The sequence below is a fragment of the Streptomyces rishiriensis genome (assembly GCF_030815485.1).
Taxonomy (GTDB): Bacteria; Actinomycetota; Actinomycetes; order Streptomycetales; family Streptomycetaceae; genus Streptomyces; species Streptomyces rishiriensis_A.
In genome coordinates this window covers 4,648,107-4,668,897 of the sequence record NZ_JAUSWV010000002.1, presented here as the reverse complement: position 1 = coordinate 4,668,897, position 20,791 = coordinate 4,648,107, and the positions used below count along the sequence as shown (strand labels likewise).

General features: G+C 72.2%; 22 protein-coding genes. 7 read left to right on the top strand and 15 right to left on the bottom strand.

The features are described from left to right. Positions 1-36: 36 nt before the first annotated feature. Positions 37-807: a glycosyltransferase family 2 protein gene (locus QF030_RS23290; protein ID WP_307164582.1), complete on the top strand. Its 771-nt coding sequence runs from the start codon at positions 37-39 to the stop codon at positions 805-807. Here the strand turns inward: QF030_RS23290 and QF030_RS23285 are convergent. From QF030_RS23285 to QF030_RS23265, 5 genes are all read right to left on the bottom strand, one after another. Further along, on the bottom strand, positions 797-979 hold the full coding sequence (locus QF030_RS23285) for a ferredoxin (protein WP_307164581.1): 183 nt from the start codon (positions 977-979) through the stop codon (positions 797-799). The two genes, QF030_RS23290 and QF030_RS23285, sit on opposite strands and share 11 nt — an antisense overlap. Positions 980-1,004: 25 nt before the next feature. Then, on the bottom strand, positions 1,005-1,508 hold the full coding sequence (locus QF030_RS23280) for a hypothetical protein (RefSeq protein WP_307164580.1): 504 nt from the start codon (positions 1,506-1,508) through the stop codon (positions 1,005-1,007). 273 nt (positions 1,509-1,781) lie between these two features. Beyond that, entirely contained in the window at positions 1,782-2,177 is a 396-nt protein-coding gene (locus QF030_RS23275; protein WP_307164579.1) for a luciferase domain-containing protein, read from the bottom strand. A gap of 83 nt (positions 2,178-2,260) precedes the next feature. Beyond that, entirely contained in the window at positions 2,261-3,073 is an 813-nt protein-coding gene (locus QF030_RS23270) for a TIGR03943 family putative permease subunit (protein ID WP_307164578.1), read from the bottom strand. Beyond that, positions 3,070-4,101: a permease gene (locus QF030_RS23265; protein WP_307164577.1), complete on the bottom strand. Its 1,032-nt coding sequence runs from the start codon at positions 4,099-4,101 to the stop codon at positions 3,070-3,072. Before QF030_RS23265 ends, QF030_RS23270 begins: the two co-directional genes overlap by 4 nt. Positions 4,102-4,296: 195 nt before the next feature. On the opposite strand from QF030_RS23265, the gene QF030_RS23260 reads away from it, so the two are divergent. Continuing rightward, on the top strand, positions 4,297-6,195 hold the full coding sequence (locus tag QF030_RS23260; RefSeq protein ID WP_307167664.1) for an NAD-binding protein: 1,899 nt from the start codon (positions 4,297-4,299) through the stop codon (positions 6,193-6,195). 281 nt (positions 6,196-6,476) lie between these two features. Here the strand turns inward: QF030_RS23260 and QF030_RS23255 are convergent, their stop codons facing one another. After that, positions 6,477-8,294, bottom strand: a complete 1,818-nt coding sequence (locus tag QF030_RS23255) for a S9 family peptidase (RefSeq protein ID WP_307164576.1) — start codon at positions 8,292-8,294, stop codon at positions 6,477-6,479. 156 nt (positions 8,295-8,450) lie between these two features. On the opposite strand from QF030_RS23255, the gene QF030_RS23250 reads away from it, so the two are divergent. Next, positions 8,451-9,278, top strand: coding sequence for an SURF1 family protein (locus QF030_RS23250; protein ID WP_307164575.1), 828 nt, complete (start codon positions 8,451-8,453; stop codon positions 9,276-9,278). Here QF030_RS23250 and QF030_RS23245 read toward each other — a convergent pair. The 4 genes from QF030_RS23245 to QF030_RS23230 form a co-directional block, all read right to left on the bottom strand. Beyond that, positions 9,248-10,279, bottom strand: a complete 1,032-nt coding sequence (locus QF030_RS23245) for a hypothetical protein (protein ID WP_307164574.1) — start codon at positions 10,277-10,279, stop codon at positions 9,248-9,250. The two genes, QF030_RS23250 and QF030_RS23245, sit on opposite strands and share 31 nt — an antisense overlap. A gap of 134 nt (positions 10,280-10,413) precedes the next feature. After that, positions 10,414-11,037 carry a SigE family RNA polymerase sigma factor gene (locus QF030_RS23240; RefSeq protein ID WP_307164573.1) on the bottom strand — a complete coding sequence of 208 codons (624 nt, stop codon included), beginning with the start codon at positions 11,035-11,037 and terminating at the stop codon, positions 10,414-10,416. A 467-nt stretch (positions 11,038-11,504) separates the two neighbouring features. Continuing rightward, positions 11,505-12,563, bottom strand: coding sequence for an aspartate-semialdehyde dehydrogenase (locus tag QF030_RS23235; RefSeq protein ID WP_307164572.1), 1,059 nt, complete (start codon positions 12,561-12,563; stop codon positions 11,505-11,507). Next, on the bottom strand, positions 12,563-13,852 hold the full coding sequence (locus QF030_RS23230) for an aspartate kinase (RefSeq protein ID WP_307164571.1): 1,290 nt from the start codon (positions 13,850-13,852) through the stop codon (positions 12,563-12,565). Before QF030_RS23230 ends, QF030_RS23235 begins: the two co-directional genes overlap by 1 nt. A gap of 228 nt (positions 13,853-14,080) precedes the next feature. Between QF030_RS23230 and QF030_RS23225 the strand changes: the two genes are divergently transcribed. Next, positions 14,081-14,791 (top strand): response regulator transcription factor, encoded by a 711-nt coding sequence (locus QF030_RS23225; protein WP_307164570.1) that lies wholly within the window; start codon positions 14,081-14,083, stop codon positions 14,789-14,791. Continuing rightward, positions 14,788-16,155, top strand: coding sequence for a sensor histidine kinase (locus QF030_RS23220; RefSeq protein WP_307164569.1), 1,368 nt, complete (start codon positions 14,788-14,790; stop codon positions 16,153-16,155). The genes QF030_RS23225 and QF030_RS23220 overlap by 4 nt, the downstream gene beginning before the upstream one ends. Here QF030_RS23220 and QF030_RS23215 read toward each other — a convergent pair. Together QF030_RS23215 and QF030_RS23210 are read right to left on the bottom strand one after the other, a co-directional pair. Next, on the bottom strand, positions 16,121-16,618 hold the full coding sequence (locus QF030_RS23215) for an SgcJ/EcaC family oxidoreductase (RefSeq protein ID WP_307164568.1): 498 nt from the start codon (positions 16,616-16,618) through the stop codon (positions 16,121-16,123). The two genes, QF030_RS23220 and QF030_RS23215, sit on opposite strands and share 35 nt — an antisense overlap. A 108-nt stretch (positions 16,619-16,726) precedes the next feature. Continuing rightward, positions 16,727-16,915, bottom strand: a complete 189-nt coding sequence (locus QF030_RS23210; RefSeq protein WP_307164567.1) for a hypothetical protein — start codon at positions 16,913-16,915, stop codon at positions 16,727-16,729. A gap of 165 nt (positions 16,916-17,080) precedes the next feature. Here QF030_RS23210 and QF030_RS23205 point away from each other — a divergent pair, with 165 nt between their 5' ends. Then, positions 17,081-17,917, top strand: coding sequence for a PhzF family phenazine biosynthesis protein (locus QF030_RS23205; protein ID WP_307167663.1), 837 nt, complete (start codon positions 17,081-17,083; stop codon positions 17,915-17,917). A 48-nt stretch (positions 17,918-17,965) separates the two neighbouring features. Here the strand turns inward: QF030_RS23205 and QF030_RS23200 are convergent, their stop codons facing one another. From QF030_RS23200 to QF030_RS23190, 3 genes are all read right to left on the bottom strand, one after another. Next, the gene (locus QF030_RS23200) at positions 17,966-18,628 is read right to left on the bottom strand and encodes a DUF5063 domain-containing protein (protein WP_307164566.1); all 663 of its coding nucleotides are present in this window, start codon (positions 18,626-18,628) and stop codon (positions 17,966-17,968) included. Beyond that, positions 18,621-19,220 (bottom strand): recombination mediator RecR, encoded by a 600-nt coding sequence (recR, locus tag QF030_RS23195; RefSeq protein WP_010350858.1) that lies wholly within the window; start codon positions 19,218-19,220, stop codon positions 18,621-18,623. Before recR ends, QF030_RS23200 begins: the two co-directional genes overlap by 8 nt. Before the next feature lie 79 nt (positions 19,221-19,299). Beyond that, complete coding sequence (locus QF030_RS23190; protein WP_307164565.1) at positions 19,300-19,644, bottom strand: YbaB/EbfC family nucleoid-associated protein; 345 nt, start codon at positions 19,642-19,644, stop codon at positions 19,300-19,302. A gap of 319 nt (positions 19,645-19,963) precedes the next feature. On the opposite strand from QF030_RS23190, the gene QF030_RS23185 reads away from it, so the two are divergent. After that, positions 19,964-20,698: an SLATT domain-containing protein gene (locus QF030_RS23185; RefSeq protein WP_373428910.1), complete on the top strand. Its 735-nt coding sequence runs from the start codon at positions 19,964-19,966 to the stop codon at positions 20,696-20,698. Positions 20,699-20,791 lie beyond the last annotated feature (93 nt).

Genomic DNA, 20,791 nt, shown 5'->3' with positions numbered 1-20,791 from the left:
CCTCGGACTCCCAGTACTTTGCCGGGAAGTGTCCTCGTGAGCCGGCGCATCGTCATCGTCACCGCCGTGCACGCGCCTTCGGCCCGCTATCTGCCCGAGGCCTACGAGTCCCTGTGCGCGCAGGAGTTACCCGCCGGCTGGGACTGGCACTGGGTGATCCAGGAGGACGGCACGACGGACGAGGTCGCGCCCCGCGTCCCCGACGACCCCCGGGTGACCTTCCGTCAGGGACGCCCGGGCGGGCCGGGAGTAGCCCGCACGATCGCGCTCGCGCACGCCGAAGGCGAGTACGTGAAAGTCCTGGACGCCGACGACCGGCTCGCGCCCGGCACCCTCGCCCGCGACCTCGCCGCCCTCGAACGCGATCCGGGCCTCGGCTGGGCGACCTCGAGCGCCCGCGACCTCATGCCGGACGGCTCCACGGTCGGCTTCCCCGGCGATCCCGCCGAGGGGCCGATCGAGCGGGGGGCCGTACTCGACCACTGGAAGGCGAACGACTTCCGCGCGCCGGTGCACCCCGCGAGTCTCTTCGTACGGCGGGACCTGCTCACCGCGCTCGGCGGCTGGATGGCCCTGCCGGCGTCCGAGGACACCGGCGTCCTGCTGGCGCTCAACTCGGTGAGCCGCGGCTGGTTCTCGGCGCGGACCGGGCTGCTCTACCGGAAGTGGGACGGTCAGGTGACGAGCCGGTCCGCGCATGTCGACCCCGCCGAACGGGAGGCGCGCATGGCGGTGGTGGAGGCGCGGACCCGGGCGCTGGAGTCCTTCCGCTGGAGCTACCCGCCCCGGGGCACCCCTAGAGACTGATGGCCTGCGAAGGGCAGCGCTCGGCCGCGTCCCGCACCTCCGGGTCGTCGCCCGTGTCCTCGCGTCCCGGCACGACGGCACCGAGGCCGTCCGCCGTGGTGAAGACGGAGGGCAGGCGGAAGGCGCATTCGCCGGAGCCGTAACAGAGTTCGCGGTTCACGGAGACCGTCATACGAGGTGTCTGCCCTGCGGCCGGCTCACTCAACCGGCCCGCCGGCCAGGGCCATCCAGTGGGCGACCCTGCGCAGCGTGGCCTCGTCCACCTGGTCGACCAGGGTGCGGACGGCCCTCTCGTCGTCCGGCGCGAGGTCGTAGAGGCCGGCCCTGCTCAGGCCCGCCATGAGGACCTGCTGCCGACGGTCCTCCATGCGTTCCGCGAGCCTGGCGTGGCCGGGCCGCGCGGCGCCGTCGCCCGGCGGCGGGGGCGCGGCCTCCGGGGCGATCGCGGCCGGGGACGGGTCGAAGCGCTGCCACTCACCGTCCTGCGGGCCCCACAGGGCGACGGCGACCTCGTCGCCCCGGGCCCGTTTGACCTGCGTCATCTCGCCGATCGCGTACAGCACGGGCGTGCGGTCGGGGGATTCGGCGCCCGGTCGCCAGGACCCCGAGACCGGGTCGTGGAACATCGCCACCCAACGGGGTTCGCCCGGTGGCTGAGGGCTGGGGGAACGTCGGGTCGGACGGTCCGGGTCGCTCTCCATGGCACTCGCCCCTTCCGTATCGGCATCCGTTTCGCATCGGCACCGGGCTCCGGCACCGGGCATCGGCACGATAGGGCGACCATAACTGACGGGTCATCAGCTCACCAGACGCCCGGGGCGGGTCGCCTCGTGACGGGTTGCTCACCTGACGACGGGGTGTTCACCTGACGACGGGGTGTTCCCTGACGGGGTGTTCACCGGCGGCCGCCGCGATCGCCGCACGCGTAGGCGCCCGGAGGGCCGCCCGGCTCCGGGTGACAGGGATGCGGACGTCTAGATGCCGCCGGCGGTCTCGCGGGTGAGCGCCACTTCCCGGTCCTCGTTACAGCGCGGGAGGGCGGTCATGTCCACGGCCGGGTGCCTCTGGTGGGCCTGGAGGGCGGCGCTGACCAGCGTCATGAGCAGGTCGATGTCCGTCTCGCACTCCAGATGGACGGTCACCCAGGGCGAACCGGGCAGCAGCCGGATCGCGGTGGAGTGCCGCAGGTCCCTCTCGAACCGGTGGATCGCCTTGCCCGTGAGATGCAGGTCGACACTCTGGTCGGAGTGGAAGTGCGCGATCTCGACCCCGCCCGAGCGCAACGCCCGACCGGTGCCGCAGCTGGGGCGGACCTCCGCGAGGTCCGGCCAGGTCGCCAGTCGTGTCAAGGCACGCGAGGCCGCCGTCATGGTCCCCATCATGAGGCGCTCACCGTCCGGCCACCAGAGGTTGAGGGTGCCTTAACCGAGCTGTATCGCGGAGAGTGGCGCCCTCAGTTGTTCCACGACTCGTCGTAGGGGTCCCGGGGGGCCGGAGTCGGTTTCGCGGTGGTCACCTCGATGAAGGGGATCGGGCCGTCGTTGACCGGGTCGTGGGTGGTGCGAGGGGTGTAGGTGCCGGTGACGGTCAGCCAGGTGTCCGGCTGGAGGACCGGGGGCATGTCGCCCGTCAGGCCGACCTTGACCGGCTGGGCGTCGGCGGCGCAGCAGTTGAGGGCCATGCGGACCAGATAGGGCGTGCCCTCGTGGTCCAGGGCCACGAAGCCGGTCAGGCGGACTTCGCGGCCGGCGAGGGTGCGGCCGTGGTCGTACACGGCTCGGCCCGCGTAGTCGACGACACTCAGGGGCAGCGGATCCGTGGCGGGGAGGGACGGGTAGGCGAGGGGCTCCTGGAGAGCAGTGCCCGTGCGGGTCGCGCTGTACGAGCCCAGGGCCGGCGGCGCGACCAGGATCAGCGCGAGCAGAGGAAGGATCAGAAGCCAGGAAACCCAGGGTTCGGGGTGGGCGTGGTCGGGACGGGCGTGGTCGGGGTCGGCGCGTTCGGAGCGGACGTGCGTTTCCACGTCGGTTTCGTGCCGGTACTGCCGCTCCTGCCTGCCCTTCGTCCTCGTCCTCGTCCTCGTCCTCGTCCTGCGGTGCTCGTACCACGCCGTCGCCAGCGCCGTGACGATCAGGATCGCGCCGGACGCCAGCAGCAGCGGACGCAGGCCCGACTTGACGTAGCGGAGGTACAGGTCGGTGGTGCCGGCGTGCAGCAGGGCCGCGCCGAGGAGGAAGAGAACGGCCGCCTGGGACTGTCGGTTCACAGCAGCACCCATCCCGTCAGGGCCGCCGACCCGATGGCCAGCACGAAGGTCGCCGGGGCGAAACGCAGCGCGAAGCCCCGGCCGAAGGTGCCCGCCTGCATCGCGAACAGCTTGAGGTCGATCATCGGGCCGACCACCAGGAAGGCGAGCCGGGCCGTGAGCGAGAACTGGGTCAGGGACGCGGCGACGAACGCGTCCGCCTCCGAACAGATGGAGAGGACGACCGCCAGAACGGCCAGCGTCAGGACGGCGACCGCCGGGTTCTCCGCGGCCGTGCGCAGCCAGCTCTCCGGAGCGACGGCCTTCAGGGTCGCCGCCGCCATCGCGCCCAGGACCAGGAAGCCGCCCGCGTGCATCACGTCGTGCCGGACCGAGTCCCAGAACGCGGCGCCCTTCGTCTCCCCCTCGTGCGGCGCGTGGGCCGGCAGACGCAACCAGTCCGTGCGGCCCAGCCGTTGCCACAGCCAGCCCATCACGCACGCCACGAGCAGACTGGCGACGAAACGGGCCGCGACCATCTCGGGGTTGCGGGGAAAGGCGACGGCCGTCGCCGTCAGCACGATGGGGTTGATCGCCGGGGCGGAGAGCAGGAACGCGAGGGCCGCGGACGGGGCCACGCCCCGGCGGACCAGGGCGCCGGCCACGGGGACCGACGCGCACTCGCAGCCCGGCAGCAGCGCGCCCGCGGCCCCGGCGACCGGGACGGCGAGCCCTGGGCGGGCCGGCAGGGCGCGGGCGAAGAAGGAGGGCGGTACGTAGACCGCGATCGCCGCCGACAGCAGCACCCCCAGCACCAGGAACGGCAGGGCCTGCACCACCACCGCGACGAACACCGTCGTCCAGCTCTGCATCACCGGGGCGGACAGCGCGCGGCGGATGGGGCTCTGCAGCAGCACCATCAGGAGCAGCACCATGGTGAGGACCAGGGGCGAGGTGAGGCGCGCGGGTTCTTCGGGCGGCGCGGGCGGGGCCTGCGGTCGGTCCCGGCGGGCGCCCTCCTCGGGCGGGGCCGCTCTGGTGATGGCCACGGCTCGCGCACCTCCGGCTTCCGTGTTCTCCCTGACGCCTGTTTCTCGCATCCCCTCCCCTTTCTTACGGGGGTTCCGTACGGGTTGTTCACCCGTGTTCATCTCATCCGTGGAACCTCCCGCCTCGGTGAGGCAGTCTTCTCCCTCGTGAGCGTTCCGAATCAGGGTCGGCCGCCGGGTGCCGCCGGCGCGCACATGGTGGTGTGCGGTGACGACGGTCTGGCGCACCGGCTCGCCGCCGAGCTGCGGGGGGTGTACGAGGAGCAGGTCACGCTTGTCGTGCCGCCCGCCGAGCGGACGGTACGGCCGCCGGTCGTGGGACGGGCCCGCGCCGTGTCGGCGGCGCTGCTCGACCGGGTGGTGAACGCGGCCGTCAACCGGGCGGCGGGCAACGGCACGCCCACCGTCCTGGGCGAACCGGCCGACGGGCAGCGGATCTTGGAGGCCGTGGAGGCCACCGAGGCCGTGCTGGCCGAGGCGGGTGTGGAGCGGGCCGCCGCGCTGGCGCTCGTGTACGACGACGACGAGACCAACATCCGCGCCGCCCTCACGGCCCGTCGGCTCAACCCCCGGCTGCGCCTCGTTCTGCGGCTCTACAACCGGCGATTGGGCCAGCACATCGAGGAACTCCTCGACCAGGCAGCCGCGTTGGCCGCCGAAAGCGCGGGTGGGGCGGGGGACGCCTATGACGCGTTCTCCGGTGACGCCTCGACCACCGTGCTGTCCGACGCCGACACCGCGGCCCCCGCGCTCGCCGCGACCGCCGTCGTCGGCACCAGCAAGGTCGTCCAGACGGACGGGCTGCTGCTGCGCGCGGTGGAGCGGCCGCCGACCGGCCCCGGGGAGTCCGACCCGCCGGGCCTGCCCACGCTCGCTCTGCTCTCCGCCGATGCCGGCGACCCGGCCTTCGCGGACGGTTCCGAGGCCAGCGGCGAGCAGGGGCCGCTGCTGTTGCCCGACGCGGCGGCCGTACGGGAGGCGGCCGTGTCCGGCAGGCGCGGGTCCGTCGTCCTGGAGCAGGTCGCCTACTCCGCCGGGCCCGCGTTGCCCGCCGGGCGGGGCGTCGGGGTCGTGGCGCCGTTCGCCTCGCTGTTCTCGCGGCGGTTGCGGTGGTCGCTGGCCGGACTGGTCGGGTGCGTGTTCGCGCTGGCGGTGGCGTTGTGGCTGGTGACCGGCATCCACCCGCTGGGGGCGCTGTACCTGACGCTGCTGGATCTGTTCGCCATCAACGACCCGGCCGTCGGGGCCACCACCGAACGCCAGGTTCTCCAGCTCCTCTCCGGGCTGATGGGGTTGCTGCTGCTGCCGGTGCTGCTGGCGGCGGTGCTGGAGGCGCTCGGGACGTTCCGTGGGACGGGAGCCCTGCGCCGGCCGCCCCGGGGGCTCGGCGGACATGTCGTGCTGCTCGGGCTGGGCAAGATCGGCACGCGGGTGCTGACACGGTTGCGTGAGCTGAACATCCCCGTGGTGTGCGTCGAGGCGGGGCCGGACGCGCGGGGGCTCGCGGTGGCGCGCCGGCTTCGGGTGCCGGTGGTGCTGGGGGACGTCACGCAGGAGGGGGTGCTGGAGGCGGCGAAGATCCACCGGGCGCACGCGCTGCTCGCGGTGACCAGCTCCGACACGACGAATCTGGAGGCCGCGTTGTACGCGCGGTCGCTGCGGCCCGACCTGCGGGTCGTGCTGCGGCTGTACGACGACGACTTCGCGACCGCCGTCTACCGCACCCTGCGGGCCGCGCATCCGCAGGCGCTGACCCGGAGCCGGAGCGTGACCCATCTCGCGGCGCCGTCGTTCGCCGGCGCGATGATGGGGCGGCAGATCCTGGGGGCGATCCCGGTGGAGCGGCGGGTGTTGCTGTTCGCCGCGCTGCGGGTCGGGGGGCATGCGCAGTTGGAGGGGAAGACGGTCGGGGAGGCGTTTCGGGCGGGGTACTGGCGGGTGCTGGCGCTGGACAGGGGGCGGGAACCGCAGGGTGGGTCGGGGCTGGTGTGGGATCTGGCGGACACGTATGTCCTGCGGGGCTCGGATCGGGTGGTGCTGGCCGCTACCCGGCGGGGCCTGGCGGACCTGCTGCGCCGCAGGCGCCGGGGCTGACCGGGGCTGGCTTCCGCCCCGCCCGGAGGGTTCCTCGCCCCCGCCGCCCCTATCCTTCCCGTCCCCGGGGTGCTCCGCCCCCGGACCCCCGCTCCTCAAACGCCGCAGGGGCTGAGGGCCGGGCACGGGAGGCCGGGAGCCCGCGAGAGGCCGAGGGTGCGGGCAGGGGAACCCTGGGCGCCCGAGGGGCTGAGGCCGGGCAGGGGAACCCTGGGCGCCGGAGGAGTCGAAAGGTTCGGACACGGGAGTCCGAAGGCGCCCAGGGGCTGGAGGTCAGTAGGTCAGCGGGGCAGATGGCGCTCCGCGAATTCCAGTTCCAGTCTTACCTGCTTGATGCGCTCGTCCACCACCAGTGAGCCGTGGCCCGCGTCGTAGCGGTACACCTCGTGCACCGCCCCCCTGGCCTCCAGGCGCTTGACGTAGTTGTCGATCTGGCGGATGGGGCAGCGGGGGTCGTTCACACCGGCCGAGATGTAGACGGGGGCCCGCACCTTGTCGACGTACGTCAGCGGGGACGAGATCTCGAAGCGTTCCGGGACCTCCTCCGGGGTGCCGCCGAGCAGCGTGCGGTCCATCGCTTTCAGGGCCTCCATCTCGTCGTGGTAGGCCGTGACGTAGTCGGCGACGGGGACGGCGGCGATGCCCAGGGCCCAGGCGTCGGGCTGGGCGCCGAGGCCGAGGAGGGTGAGGTAGCCGCCCCAGGAGCCGCCGGTGAGGACCAGCCGGGCGGGGTCGGCGAGGCCCGAGCCCACCGCCCATTCCCTCACCGCCTCGATGTCCTCCAGCTCGATCAGGCCCACCCGGTGCTTCAGGGCGTCCGTCCAGGCACGGCCGTACCCGGTGGAGCCGCGGTAGTTGACGCGGACGACCGCGTAGCCGTGGTCCACCCAGGCCGCCGGGGCAGCGGCGAAGGCGTCGCTGTCGTGCCAGGTCGGGCCGCCGTGGATGTCGAAGACGGTGGGCAGCGGGCCGGTGGCGCCGACGGGTCGCTGGACCAGTGCGTGGATGCGGCCGCCCGGCCCCTCCACCCACACGTCCTCCACCGGGACCGAGCCGGGGGACTTCATGCCGGGCGGGTCCAGGACGACTTCGCCGGTCGTCGAGCGGACCGCCGGCGGCCGGGCCGCGGACGACCACAGGTACTCCACGCTGCCGTCCGGGCGGGCCGTGGCCCCGGAGACCGTGCCCGGCGGGGTCGTGATCCGCTCGAGCGCGGCGCTCGCGAGGTCGTAACGGAACAGCTCGCTGCGGGCCTCGAAGCTGTGCACGATGAGCAGGCCCGAGCCGTCCGGGTACCACTCGGCGCTGACGTCGCCCGGCAGGTCCAGGTCCAGGTCGGTCTCCGAGCAGGTGGCCACGTCCCAGACCAGGGGCTCCCAGCGGCCTCGGCGCTGGTGACCGATCAGCAGCCTGGTGTCGCCGTCGACCGGGGCGAAGCCCAGCACCTCCAGGCCCAGCTCCTCGGCGCCGCCCTTGGTGTCGTCCAGCTCGGCGACCTTCGAGCCGTCGAGGCGCAGGACCCGCAGCGCGGAGTGCATCGCGTCGCCGTGCTCGGTGTGCTCGACGGCGACGAGGGCGCCGTCGTGGGAGAGGTCGCCCACGCCGGCCGACTCCCGGTGGCGGTACAGCTCGAAGGGGGGCTCGCCGTGCCGCGTCACATGGATCGTCGTGCCCTCCTCGTCCGTGGAGCGGCCGACCACCGCGGTACGGCCGTCCCGGCCGAGGGCGAGGCCCGCCGGGTAGGAGGCGTCCAGGCCCGGGGTGGCGGGCTCGTCGGTTCCGCCGTCGAAGGGCTGACGGCGCCAGACGCCGAACTCGTCGCCGTCCTTGTCGTCGAACCACCAGATCCACGCGCCGTCCGGGGAGAGCACGCCGTCCGTGGTGCCGTTGGCCCGGTCGGTCACCTGGCGCTGGTGGCCCGTGGCCCGGTCCCAGGCGTACAGCTCGTACGTCCCCGTCGCATTGGAAACGAACAGGGAGCGGTCAGGCGCGTCCTGCGCCCAGTCGGGCAGCGACACCCGGGGCGCCCGGAAGCGCTTCTCCCAGTCCGGCATCTCCTCGTACTGCTCGGGTGCGGCGGACCCGTTGCTCTCAGTCATGACCCCATACTGCCCGTCCTTGACGACATTGGGACGCCAGGGTCCCCAGGCTGTGGATAACTTCCCACCGACTTCGCACCTTCTTCCCACGGATGAACCCGGCCGAGCCTCACCCCGCGGGTCGCCGCCCGGCGCCCGCCCCGTACCGTGGAGGGCGTGTACCGGTTCCTGCTGACGCCCCGCTGGTGGGGGATCAACGTCTTCGTGCTGCTGGCCATCCCCTTCTGCGTGTTCATGGGGTCCTGGCAGCTGAGCCGGTTCGAGGCGCGGGTGGACGACCACCGCAGCGCGAAGGAACAGGCCGAGTCCGCCCGCACGCAGGCGGCGCGACCGCTGGCCGAGCTGCTGCCCGTCGACAAGGCGACCTCCGGCCGGCGCACCACCGCCACCGGGCACTACGGCACGCAGCTGCTGGTGCCCGACCGCCAGCTGGACGGCAGGGACGGGTACTACGTGCTGACCCTGCTGCGCACCGACGGCGGCGAGGCGCTGCCCGTGGTGCGCGGCTGGCTGCCCGGCAGCGCCGACTCCGCGAAGGCCCCGAAGCCGCCGGCCGGCCAGGTCACCGTCACCGGCACGCTCCAGGCCTCCGAGACGCCGGGCGACAACGGAGTGAGCGCACAGGGCGGTCTGCCGACCGGACAGACGTCGGTGATCAGCGCCGCGTCACTGGTCAACCTGGTGCCGTACGACCTCTACGACGCCTGGATCACGCTCGACACCGCCGACCCGGGGATGACGGCGGTGCCCGCGACCGCGGCGGCCGACACGGGGCTCGACCTGAAGGCGTTCCAGAACCTGGGCTACACCGGCGAGTGGTTCGTCTTCGCCGGGTTCGTGGTGTTCATGTGGTTCCGGCTGCTGCGCCGCGAGGTGGAGTTCGCGCGGGACGCGGAGCTCGGCATCCTCCCGGAGGAGCCCGGCGCCGGATCGGCCGACCGCCGGGAGCCGGTTCAGGAAGACGCCAGCACGCCCGTCCGGTAGAGGGTCCCCGCGCACGCGCCGGACACCGTGGCCACACTCGTCGGGGAGCCGCTCTCGGCCGTGTACGACACGTTCACGCTGCCGTCGGCCGTGCCGTCCTCGGTGTACAGCTGGGCCGCGGTGCCGGAGGTGGTCTCGCCGGTCGTGCTCGACTGCTCGGTCGGGGTCGGGGAGGGGGACGCCGAGCCGCCGCTGTCGCCGCCGCTGCTGCCGCCCGTGCCGGGGCAGGTCTCGGAGGGCACCCAGGCGAACTTCACCTCGTAGGCCGAGCCGGGGGCGAGCGCGTGCTGGGAGACGTAGAGGGAGGGGTCGGGCAGGCCGGCCGCCGCGTCCCCGGAGGTGTGTTCCACGACGGTGATCTTCGAGGCGTCGGCCGCGCCCTGGGCGGTGAACGTCACGGTGACGGCGCCGCTGACGGTGCAGGTCGCGCCGGAGGCGTTCCGGACGTGGAAGGTGCCGTAGACGGTGCCGGCCGAGTCGGGGACGTCGACGCCGGGGGTGCCGGCCTCGAGCTGGTCCGTCGTGCAGGCGGGCGCGCTCGCCGCGGACTCGGAGGTGGGGCCGGCGCCGCCCGAGGCGGTGCCGCTCGCGGACTCCTTGCCCTGGCCGGAGTCGGTGGCGCCGTCCTTGCCCTGCTCACCGGTCGCGCCGGAGGAGTCGCCGACCTTGCCCGAGGAGCCGCCGTCGGGGTCCTTGCCCTGATCCGTGCCCCCCTGCGCCTGTGAGGCCTGGCCGGCGATGGAAGGGTTGGCGTCGGAGCCGCCGGCGTTCGAGACGTGCAGTACGGCCGGGACGGCGGTGCCGAGGAAGAGGGCCGCGGCCGCCATGCCGACGGCCGCCTGCCGCTTGCGGGCCCGCCGCACGGGCACGGCCCGCCGCAGGTGGTCCAGCGAGCCGTCGCGCGGCTCCATCTCCTGGACGGCGTCGTGCAGCATCCGGCGCAGTGCCAGCTCGTCCGAGTCGAGCCCGTCCGGGCTCTGGTCGTCGAGGTGGTGGTTCACGGTTGAGTTCCCAGCGTGCGATTGCTTCGGCTCTTGTGTACGCGACGAGCCCGTCGGCTCGTGCCAGGCGAACGGCTCGTGGCGCTCGTGACTGTCGTGGCTCCCGTGTGGGCCCTGCCCTTCGGCTTCCCCGCTCACGCCGGCGCCTCCATGGCTATGCGCAGGGCGGCGATGCCGCGCGAGCCGTAGGCCTTGACCGAGCCGAGGGAGACGCCGAGGGTCGCGGCGACCTGGGCCTCGGTCATGTCGGCGAAGTAGCGCAGCACCAGGACCTCGCGCTGACGGCGCTGCAGGCCCTTCATCGCCTTGATGAGCGAGTCGCGCTCCAGCTGGTCGTAGGCGCCCTCCTCCGCGCTGGCCATGTCCGGCATCGGCTTGGAGAGCAGCTTCAGGCCGAGGATGCGGCGGCGCAGGGCGGAACGGGAGAGGTTGACGACCGTCTGACGCAGGTAGGCGAGGGTCTTCTCCGGGTCGCGGACGCGCTTGCGCGCGGAGTGGACGCGGATGAACGCCTCCTGGACGACGTCCTCGCAGGAGGCGGTGTCGTCGAGGAGGAGGGCGGCGAGACCGAGCAGCGAGCGGTAGTGGGCCCGGTAGGTCTCGGTGAGGTGGTCGACGGTGGTGCCGGCCGCCTCGGCGTTCTCGGCGGCGACGGTCGCTTCGGCGGCTTCGGCGCCGTCACGCTGGCTGGGGACGCGGGCGGGCCGCGCTGCGGGCATGGGCGCGATCACCGGCATGCCGCCGGGCGTGCCGGGCATGCGGGGTCGGAGGACGGCTCGCGGCGGCCGAAGGGCCGCGCCGCGGGGCGCCACTGGGAGTTCGAGTACCTCTGCCACGCCAGTTGGACACACATCCCCCCGTGGGGGTTGTACGCGTCCGGCGTCTCTTTCGCGTCGACCAAGGCCCCGCGCACCCGTCTCATGTGTCCCGCTCTTCCCCTATATGCCATATGAACGGGCGTCCCCACGCCCGGACCACCGCGTCCCCGAACGCTGTGATCGTTCACACGTCTGCGCACACCCCGCAGGGTGACCGCAAAGACGCTCCCCGCCCTGCGCACGGTTGCGGAGAGCGGGGAGGAAAATCTTCGGATGCCAAAGGTGTCCGATACAAGTGGTTCGGACCGACGACCGGCTCACATTGCACTGGAGATCCTACAAACCCACCAAGCCCTGGTCAGCGCTTTTTATCCGGGAAGCGCCTCGCCGCCGCCGGTGCGAGCGCCTCAGGCCAGCTCGGCCGCCACCAGCTCGGCGATCTGCGCGGTGTTCAGCGCGGCGCCCTTGCGCAGATTGTCCCCGCACACGAACAGTTCCAGCGCCGTCGGGTCGTCCAGGGCCCGTCGTACGCGGCCCACCCAGGTCGGGTCGGTGCCGACCACGTCGGCCGGCGTGGGGAACTCCCCGGCCGCCGGGTTGTCGAACAGGACGACACCGGGCGCCGTCGCGATGATCTCGCGGGCGCCCTCGACGGTGACCTCGTCCTGGAAGCGGGCGTGGACGGTGAGGGAGTGCGTGGTGACCACCGGGACGCGCACACAGGTCACGGCGACCGGCAGCTTCGGCAGCCCGAGGATCTTGCGGGACTCGTCCCGCACCTTCATCTCCTCCGACGACCAGCCGTCCGCGCGCAGCGACCCGGCCCACGGGACGACGTTCAGCGCCACCGGCTCCGGGAAGGGACCGGTGGCGTCGCCGACGGCCCGCCGCAGGTCACCGGGGTTGGTCCCCAGTTCGGTGCCGGCGACCAGCGCGATCTGCCGCCGGAGGGTGTCCACCCCGGCCCGTCCGGCACCGCTCACCGCCTGGTACGACGACACCACCAGCTCGCGCAGCCCGTACTCGGCGTGCAGCGCGCCCAGGGCGACGATCATCGAAAGCGTCGTGCAGTTGGGGTTGGCGACGATCCCGCGCGGCCGGGACCGCAGCGCGTGCGCGTTGACCTCCGGGACGACCAGCGGCACCTGCGGATCCATCCGGAAGGCGCCGGAGTTGTCGACGACGACCACGCCCTTGGCGGCGGCGACCGGCGCCCACTGCGCCGCGACCTCGTCGGGCACGTCGAACATGGCGACGTCGACCCCGTCGAAGGCCTCCTCCGACAGGGCCACCACCTCGACCTCCTCCCCCCGCACGGCCAGCTTGCGGCCGGCCGAGCGCGGGGAGGCGACAAGCCGGATCTCGCCCCAGATGTCGGCCCGCTGGGACAGGATCCTGAGCATGACCGTGCCGACGGCCCCGGTCGCTCCCACGACCGCGAGGGTCGGACGCACCTTGTCGGCCATCAGCGGCCGGTGCCCCCGTAGACGACGGCCTCGTCGCTGTCGGAGTCCAGCCCGAAGGCGGTGTGCACGGCGCGCACGGCCTCGTTGACGTCGTCGGCGCGCGTCACGACCGAGATGCGGATCTCGGACGTCGAGATGAGCTCGATGTTGACGCCCGCGTCGGACAGGGCCTTGAAGAAGTCGGCCGTGACGCCCGGGTTGGTCTTCATCCCGGCGCCGACGAGGGAGATCTTGCCGATCTGGTCGTCGTAGCGCAGCGAGTCGAAGCCGATGCCCGACTTGTTCTTCTCCAGGGCGTCGATGGCCTTGCGGCCCTCGGCCTTGGGCAGCGTGAAGGAGATGTCCGTCAGGCCGGTCGCGGCCGCGGACACGTTCTGCACGATCATGTCGATGTTGATCTCGGCGTCGGCGATCGTCCGGAAGATCACGGCGGCCTCGCCCGGCTTGTCCGGGACACCGACGACCGTGACCTTGGCCTCGGAGGTGTCGTGCGCGACACCGGAGATGATGGCCTGCTCCACCGGCTTTTCCCCTTGCTGCTGTGTCTTGACGAGTGGCTCACTGCTGACCCACGTGCCCTGGAGCCCGCTGAAGGACGAGCGGACGTGGATCGGGATGTCGTAGCGGCGGGCGTACTCCACACAGCGGTGGAGCAGCACCTTGGATCCGGAGGCCGCGAGCTCCAGCATGTCCTCGAAGGAGATCCAGTCGATCTTCCGCGCCTTCTTCACCACGCGCGGGTCGGCGGTGAACACGCCGTCCACGTCGGTGTAGATCTCGCAGACCTCGGCGTCGAGCGCGGCGGCGAGGGCGACGGCCGTGGTGTCGGACCCGCCACGTCCCAGCGTGGTGATGTCCTTCTTGTCCTGGCTGACACCCTGGAACCCGGCGACGATGGCGATGTTGCCCTCGTCCAGCGCGGTCCGGATGCGCCCGGGCGTGACGTCGATGATCCGGGCCTTGTTGTGGACCGAGTCGGTGATGACGCCTGCCTGGCTGCCGGTGAACGACTGGGCGCTGTGGCCCAGGTTCTTGATCGCCATCGCCAGCAGGGCCATGGAGATCCGCTCTCCGGCGGTCAGCAGCATGTCGAATTCCCGGCCGCTGGGCATCGGGGACACCTGCTCGGCGAGATCGATCAGCTCGTCCGTCGTGTCGCCCATCGCGGAAACGACGACGACCACTTGGTGGCCGTTCTTCTTCGCTTCCACGATCCGCTTGGCGACGCGCTTGATGCCCTCGGCATCGGCTACGGAGGAACCTCCGTACTTCTGCACGACAAGGCCCACGTGCGCTCCTCGCTCAGTTTGTCTGTTTCCGCACATACGCCCTTGTACTGCGGGTCGGCTCAGTCTAACGAGCGCCCGAAAACCGCCTCCCGAGTACCGCATGGTGAGACTCGGCGGAACTCGCGGAAGAGGCCGGAAAGAGGCCCGGGCGCCCGTCGTCGGGTCTTCCCTTCCCACTGGAACCGAAGTGATAGCTGTGAATTAAGTTTCAAGCACTATCGTGCGGCTGTGCACGTACTCCTGGTGGAAGACGACGAACCGGTCGCCGAGTCGCTGCGACGCGGACTGCAGCGCTACGGCTTCGGGGTCACCCGGGTCGCCACGGGCGCCGCCGCGCTCGCCCACTCCGGCCCCTGTGACGTCGTCCTGCTGGACCTGGGCCTGCCGGACACCGACGGCCTCGACGTGTGCAAGGCCCTGCGCGAGCGCGGCGACATCCCGATCATCGTGATCAGCGCCCGGAGCGACGAGACGGACCGCGTGGTCGGCCTGGAGCTGGGCGCCGACGACTACGTGTCCAAGCCGTTCGGCGTGCGGGAGGTCATCGCGCGGATACGGGCCGTGATGCGGCGCGTGCGGCCGCGTACGGCGCAGGACGGCACGACCGGCGGCCCGGACCGCTACGGCTCCCGGCTGACCGTCGACCGCAAGGCCGCCCGCGTCCACGTGGACGGCGAGGAGGTCGCGCTCACGCCGAAGGAGTACGACCTGCTGTCCTTCCTCACCGAGGAGCCGGGCGCGCTGATGTCGCGTGAGCAGATCATGGAAGCGGTCTGGGACGCGAACTGGTTCGGGCCGACGAAGACGCTGGACGTGCATGTGGCGGCGCTGCGGCGGAAGCTCGCCGGGGTCGTCGCCATCGAGGCGGTGCGGGGTGTGGGGTTCCGCCTGGAGATAGCCGGCCGGACCGCTCCCGGCCCGGGCGGCCCACCGTCATGATCAAGCAACTCATCCGCAGCTATGTGCTGCTGGTCGCCGTCGCCATCCTGCTGTTCACCGTGCCGGTGGCCTTCACCCTCACCGCCCAGCTGCGCGGCGACACCGAGGTGTCCATCGAACGCGAGGCGACCACCATGGCGCTGCTGCTGGGCAACGGCGACACCGCCTCCTGCCAGGCCCTGGAGGAGATGGCCAGGGCGTACGCCGTGGAGACCGAGGACGAGGTGCAGGCCACCACCACCGCCCGGTGCGGGCCGGCCCTGCCGCGCCCCGAGCGGGACGCGGCGCTGGCCGCGGCGCTGGAACGGGGCCGGCCGACCACCGACTGGGGATCGGACCTCATCTGGGGCCGCGACCTGGTGATCACCGTCCCCGCGAAGGACGGCGGCCAGGTCGTCGGCGCCGTACGGATCGTCTACTCGACCTCGGGGCTCACCCACAGGCTGTGGACGATCTGGGGGTTCCGGGCCGGCCTGGCCGTGGCGGTGCTCGGCGTGGCGGCGCTGATCGGCGCGATCGTCGCCCGCCGCATCACCCGCCCCCTGCGCCAGCTGAACGCCATGGCGAGCAGGTTCAGCGACGGCGACCTGACGGCCCGCTCCCCCGTGACGGGCCCGCAGGAGACGCAGACCCTGGCGCGCACGCTCAACCAGGCCGGCGAGCGCCTGGACACGCTGATCGCCTCGCAGCGCATCTTCGTGGCGGACGCCTCGCACCAGCTGAGGACCCCGCTGACGGCGCTCCGCCTCTCCCTGGACAACATCGCGGACGGCGTCGACGACGCGTTCGTACGGGAGGACGTGGAGCAGGCCACCGCCGAGGTGGTGCGGATGAGCCGGCTGGTCAACGGCCTGCTGGTGCTGGCCAGGGCCGAGGCCAAGGTGACGGCGGCGGAACCGCTGTGCCTGACGGACATCGTGGCGGAACGCCTGTCGGTGTGGAGGCCGGCCGCCGACGAGCGCGGAGTCACCATCGCGCTCGGGGGGAGTGTCGTCGACGACCGGCCGTCTGTGCTGGCCAGCCCCGGCAATCTGGACCAGGTGCTGGACAACGTGCTCTCGAACGCTCTGGAGGTGTCACCCGACGGCGGGGAGATCACCGTCCGGGCCGATGCGCGGGGCGACCGGGTGGTGCTGTCCGTCCTCGACGACGGTCCGGGCATGTCCGACGCGGAGAAGTCCCGCGCCTTCGACCGCTTCTGGCGCGGCCAGGGCCTCACCGGTCGCTCCGGTTCCGGCCTCGGCCTGGCCGTCGTCAAACAGCTGGTGACGGACGACGGCGGGACGGTGGCCCTGACGGACGCTCCCGGCGGCGGCCTCTGCGTGACGGTCAGCCTCCGGGCATCACAGAGGAGTGGTGGTTGACGATCTTCCACTCGCCGTTCCGCTTCTCCCACTCGTAGGTGTAGCGGGCCTTGACCACGCTCTTCCTGCCGGTGTCGTGGTCGGTCAGCGAGAACTGATAGACGCCCGCGTCCAGCACCGAGTTCGCGTCGAGGACGTTGATGTGCGTCTCGATCTTCTTGCCGAACGGCTTGTTCGCGAGGAAGTGCTCGAAGTAGTCGATGCGGCCGGCGCGGTCGGTACGGACCTCGTCGGAGAGGGTGGGCAGCAGCACCGCGTCACCGGCGTAGAGGTCGGCGACCTGCTGCGGATCACCGGTCTGCAACGCCGCGTTCCACGTGTCGAACAGGGCGGCGGCCTGCCTCTTGGTGGGCTCGGCGGGCCGGTTGCCGCCGGCCGCGCTGATCCCGGCCGACACCGTGGCGGCGGTGACGACGGCGGTGGCGGTGACGAGGGCGGCGCGTATGCGGGTCTTGCGGGTCATCGCAACTCCTGTGCGGCTGAGCGCTGTCGGGATGACCCAAGATTCGCGTCCGGCCGGTCAGCGCCCGTGCAGCCCGCGTACAGGGGACGTCCAAGTCCCTGCCAATTCTCAGGAGGCGGCCCTTCCTCCCCGGTCACGGACCAGGCTGACGCCGGCCCCGAGCGACACGACGCCCATCCCGGCGGCCGTCATCACGCCCTGCGCCCCGTCGACGACGAAGGGCGCGACGGCGGCGACCGCGAGGTTGAAGAGGAAGAGGAACCACAGGACGGGACGGGAGGAGAGCAGAGCCTTCATGACGGGCTTCCTTAGCGGCAGTGGTGACAGTGCGGTCCGGGGAGATCCGGAGAAATCCGGAAAGATCCCGGGTTTTCGCTTGCGAGATCAACGATCCCGTCCCCGACCTGCGCAAACGAGGGAGCGCACTCCCGAAGGCATGGTGTAGGCAGGTACACCATGACGATGGATGTTCTGCGCTATGTGGCCTTCGGCACCGATCCCGCGGGTGGCAACCCCGCGGGCGTGGTGCTCGACGCCACCGGTATCGACGACGCGACCATGCTGGCCACGGCGGCCGAAGTCGGCTATTCGGAAACGGCGTTCGTGACGCCGTCCGACGACGGCACCCTGTCCGTGAGGTACTTCAGCCCGCTCGCCGAGGTGCCGTTCTGCGGTCACGCGACGATCGCCACGGCCGTCGCCCACGCCGACCGGCACGGCACCGGACCCCTGACCCTGCGCACCGGCGTGGGCGTCGTCCCCGTCACCACCGCGGTGGCCGCAGACGGTACGACCGTGGCGACCCTGGTGAGCGTCGCGCCGCGCACGGAGCCCCTGGCGGCGGCCGACCTGGCGGAGCTGCTGTCCGCCCTGCGCTGGTCGGCCGACGAGCTCGATCCGGCGCTGCCGCCCCGCGCGGCCTACGCGGGCGCCTGGCATCCGGTCATCGCCGCGGCCGACCGGAGCCGGCTGGCCGACCTCGACTACGACATGCCCGCGCTCACCGCGCTCATGGCCCGCCGGGGCTGGACCACCGTCGACCTGGTCTGGCGGGAATCACCCACCGTCTTCCACGCCCGCAACGCCTTCCCGCCCGGCGGGGTGGTCGAGGACCCGGCCACCGGAGCGGCGGCCGCCGCCTTCGGCGGCTATCTGCGCGAACTCGGACTGGTGGCCACCCCGGCGACCTTGACGATCCATCAGGGCGAGGACATGGGCCGTCCGAGCACCATCACGGTCTCCGTGCCGGCCGAACGGGACACCGGCATCGCCGTCACCGGCGCGGCCGTACCGATCTGACCTGCGGCCGGGTGCCCGGTCGGGGCATCCGGCCGGGCACGGCCGCCGCTACTTCGCCGGGCGTACGCCCAGCTGTCCGCCGATCTCCTCGGCCATGACCCGGCCCGCCTCGAACTCGAGGGTCTCGTCGCCCAGCGCGGACTGGTCGGTGTCGAGGCCGTTCAGCTCCTCGAGGGGCTGGTCCAGGCGGATGTGGGCGAGGACCGAGTGCAGGGCGCGCAGGGTCGCCGAGGCCGTGGAGCCCCAGTTGGAGAAGTAGGAGAACTGCCACCACCACAGGGCCTCCGTGGTGCGGCCCGCGCGGTAGTGGACCATGCCGTGGCGCAGGTCGGCGATGACATCGGCGAGGTCGTCCGAGATCCGGGCCGGGACGGGCGCCTTGCGGGGCTCGTAGGGGTCGAAGACCTCGGAGTAGACGTCGACCGGCTCGAGGAGGCGGGCGAGGTTCTCGCGGAGTTCGTCGGCGTCCGGCTCGAAGCCCGGGTCGGGCTCGTAGCGGTCGTCGGGGACGATGTCCTCGTGGGCGCCGAGGCGGCCGCCGGCCAGCAGCAGCTGGGAGACCTCCAGGAGGAGGAAGGGGACCGCCAGGCCCGGCTCGTCGCCCTTCGCCACCTCCGTGACGGCTACCAGGAAGCTTTCGACCTGGTCCGCGATCTGGACCACGAAGTCGTCCGGGTTGTGTTCGGTCGCGTGCAGCGTGGCGTCAGACATCTAGGAGTCGTCTCCCCTCGAAGGCGCGACCGAGGGTCACCTCGTCCGCGTATTCCAGGTCGCCACCCACCGGGAGGCCGCTGGCCAGGCGGGTGACCTTCAGGCCCATGGGCTTGATCATGCGGGCGAGGTACGTGGCCGTCGCCTCGCCCTCCAGGTTCGGGTCGGTGGCCAGGATCAGCTCCGTGACCGTCCCGTCGGCCAACCGCGCGAGAAGTTCTCGTATCCGCAGGTCGTCGGGGCCCACACCTTCGATGGGGCTGATCGCGCCGCCCAGGACGTGGTACCTGCCGCGGAACTCACGCGTGCGCTCGACCGCCACGACGTCCTTCGGTTCCTCGACCACGCAGATGACGCTCGGGTCGCGGCGCGGGTCGCGGCAGATGCCGCACAGCTCCTCCTGCGCCACGTTGCCGCAGGTCGCGCAGAAGCGGACCTTCGCCTTGACCTCCAGCAGGGCGTGCGCGAGCCGCCGTACGTCCGTCGGCTCCGCCTGGAGGATGTGGAAGGCGATCCGCTGCGCGCTCTTGGGACCGACGCCGGGCAGTCGCCCCAGCTCGTCGATGAGGTCCTGGACCACGCCTTCGTACAACGGACTGCCGTCCTTCCTGGGGTTCCTTGCGGTACGTACCGTAGTTGGCCGAGGCCGGTCTTAGAAAGGCGGACCGGCCCTAGAAAGGCAGTCCCGGGATGCCGCTGCCGCCGCCCAGACCCTGGGCCAGCGGACCGAGCTTCTGCTGCTGGAGCGTCTGCGCGTTCTCGTTGGCCGCGTGAACGGCCGCGACGATCAGGTCGGCGAGGGTCTCGGTGTCGTCCGGGTCCACCGCCTTCGGGTCGATCCGCAGCGCGCGCAGCTCGCCGGAACCGGTCACGGTGGCCTGCACCAGTCCGCCGCCCGCCTGCCCGTCGACCTCCGTGTTCGCCAGCTCCTCCTGGGCACGGGCCAGGTCCTGCTGCATCTTCTGGGCCTGCTGGAGCAGCTGCTGCATGTTGGGCTGGCCACCACCGGGAATCACGATCAGCTCCTGTGTCCTACGACTGTCGGGCGTGCCTTCGGGCGGGTTTTTTCCCGCTCGGCACGAGCCTACGTGGTCTGTGCGGGTGTCGCCCCAGCACTCTTTCGAGTGAGTCGGGTGTGGGGCCTATACCTGATCAAGGCCCACTTCCGGGCGTAAAAGAGATGAAACCTTCCTCTTCGCCACCCATTGGGAGGTAGGAAAGGTCCAGCGCAGCAGCATCATGCGTCACGGGTGTCACGCAACGTGAGCGGTCGGGATCCGTCGGGTTCCATCGGTCCGGATCAGTAGGGAGTGCCGGGTGGGTCAGCAGCCGGAGATGCAGCCCGAGGGTCCGCCTCAGGACGGGCGGAGTGAGGGCGCGGCCGGGCTGCGGCCGGGCGATCTGGCCGGGCGGACGTTTCCGCTCGGGGACTGGGGCGAGCCCGCCGAGCGGCTGGACGAGCTGTACCGGTGGGTGGAGCGCGGGGCGCTGGAGACCTCCGCCTGGTACCTCGCGGACCGGGTGTGGAAGCGGCGGGGCGCCCGGGGGCTGCGCGCCGGGGCGTCGGCCGGAGCGGTGTGCGCGGCCGCGCTGCCGTTGCTGGACCTCACCCGGGTGCTGGGCGGTGTCGCTCCCTGGGGGTATCTGGCGCTGCTGGTCGCGGTGGGGTGCGTGGCGGTGGACCGCTTCTTCGGGTTGACGTCCGGCTGGATAAGGGACGTGGCCACCGCGCAGGCCGTGCAGCGCCGGCTCCAGGTGCTCCAGTTCGACTGGGCCTCGGAGAGCGTCCGGGAGGTGCTGGGCCCGGCGGACGGTACGGCGAGCGAGGCCGCGGAGCGGTGCCTGGCGGTGCTGCGGCGGTTCTCGGAGGACGTCTCGGAGCTGGTGCGTACGGAGACCGCGGACTGGATGGTCGAGTTCCGGACCGGGCCGGCGCCCATGGGGATCCAGGGGGCGGTCGCCTCCGGCGGGCGGGCGGACGTGGGTGGAGGGTACGGACGGTTTCCGCTGCCGCCGGGGGCGAACGCCCGGCCGAACATGCCTCGGCAGCGGCCGCCCGAGCCTCGGTGAGAGGTCGGCTCCGCCGCGTTTCCCGCCCCGCCGCCCCGTCCTCGGGGGCCCTCCCCGTCCTCGGGGCCCGTCACGTCCCCGCCGCCCCGGCCC

What these genes read in the sequence shown, in the direction of transcription:
- QF030_RS23185 (WP_373428910.1), top strand. Translation starts at nt 19,964, where the DNA reads ATGCAGCCCGAGGGTCCGCCTCAGGACGGGCGGAGTGAGGGCGCGGCC.
- QF030_RS23240 (WP_307164573.1), bottom strand. Translation starts at nt 11,037, where the DNA reads ATGCCCGGCACGCCCGGCGGCATGCCGGTGATCGCGCCCATGCCCGCA.
- QF030_RS23235 (WP_307164572.1), bottom strand. Translation starts at nt 12,563, where the DNA reads ATGGCCGACAAGGTGCGTCCGACCCTCGCGGTCGTGGGAGCGACCGGG.
- QF030_RS23215 (WP_307164568.1), bottom strand. Translation starts at nt 16,618, where the DNA reads ATGACCCGCAAGACCCGCATACGCGCCGCCCTCGTCACCGCCACCGCC.
- QF030_RS23275 (WP_307164579.1), bottom strand. Translation starts at nt 2,177, where the DNA reads ATGACGGCGGCCTCGCGTGCCTTGACACGACTGGCGACCTGGCCGGAC.
- QF030_RS23285 (WP_307164581.1), bottom strand. Translation starts at nt 979, where the DNA reads ATGACGGTCTCCGTGAACCGCGAACTCTGTTACGGCTCCGGCGAATGC.
- QF030_RS23220 (WP_307164569.1), top strand. Translation starts at nt 14,788, where the DNA reads ATGATCAAGCAACTCATCCGCAGCTATGTGCTGCTGGTCGCCGTCGCC.
- QF030_RS23280 (WP_307164580.1), bottom strand. Translation starts at nt 1,508, where the DNA reads ATGGAGAGCGACCCGGACCGTCCGACCCGACGTTCCCCCAGCCCTCAG.
- QF030_RS23210 (WP_307164567.1), bottom strand. Translation starts at nt 16,915, where the DNA reads ATGAAGGCTCTGCTCTCCTCCCGTCCCGTCCTGTGGTTCCTCTTCCTC.
- QF030_RS23260 (WP_307167664.1), top strand. Translation starts at nt 4,297, where the DNA reads ATGGTGGTGTGCGGTGACGACGGTCTGGCGCACCGGCTCGCCGCCGAG.
- QF030_RS23200 (WP_307164566.1), bottom strand. Translation starts at nt 18,628, where the DNA reads ATGTCTGACGCCACGCTGCACGCGACCGAACACAACCCGGACGACTTC.
- QF030_RS23205 (WP_307167663.1), top strand. Translation starts at nt 17,081, where the DNA reads ATGGATGTTCTGCGCTATGTGGCCTTCGGCACCGATCCCGCGGGTGGC.
- QF030_RS23255 (WP_307164576.1), bottom strand. Translation starts at nt 8,294, where the DNA reads ATGACTGAGAGCAACGGGTCCGCCGCACCCGAGCAGTACGAGGAGATG.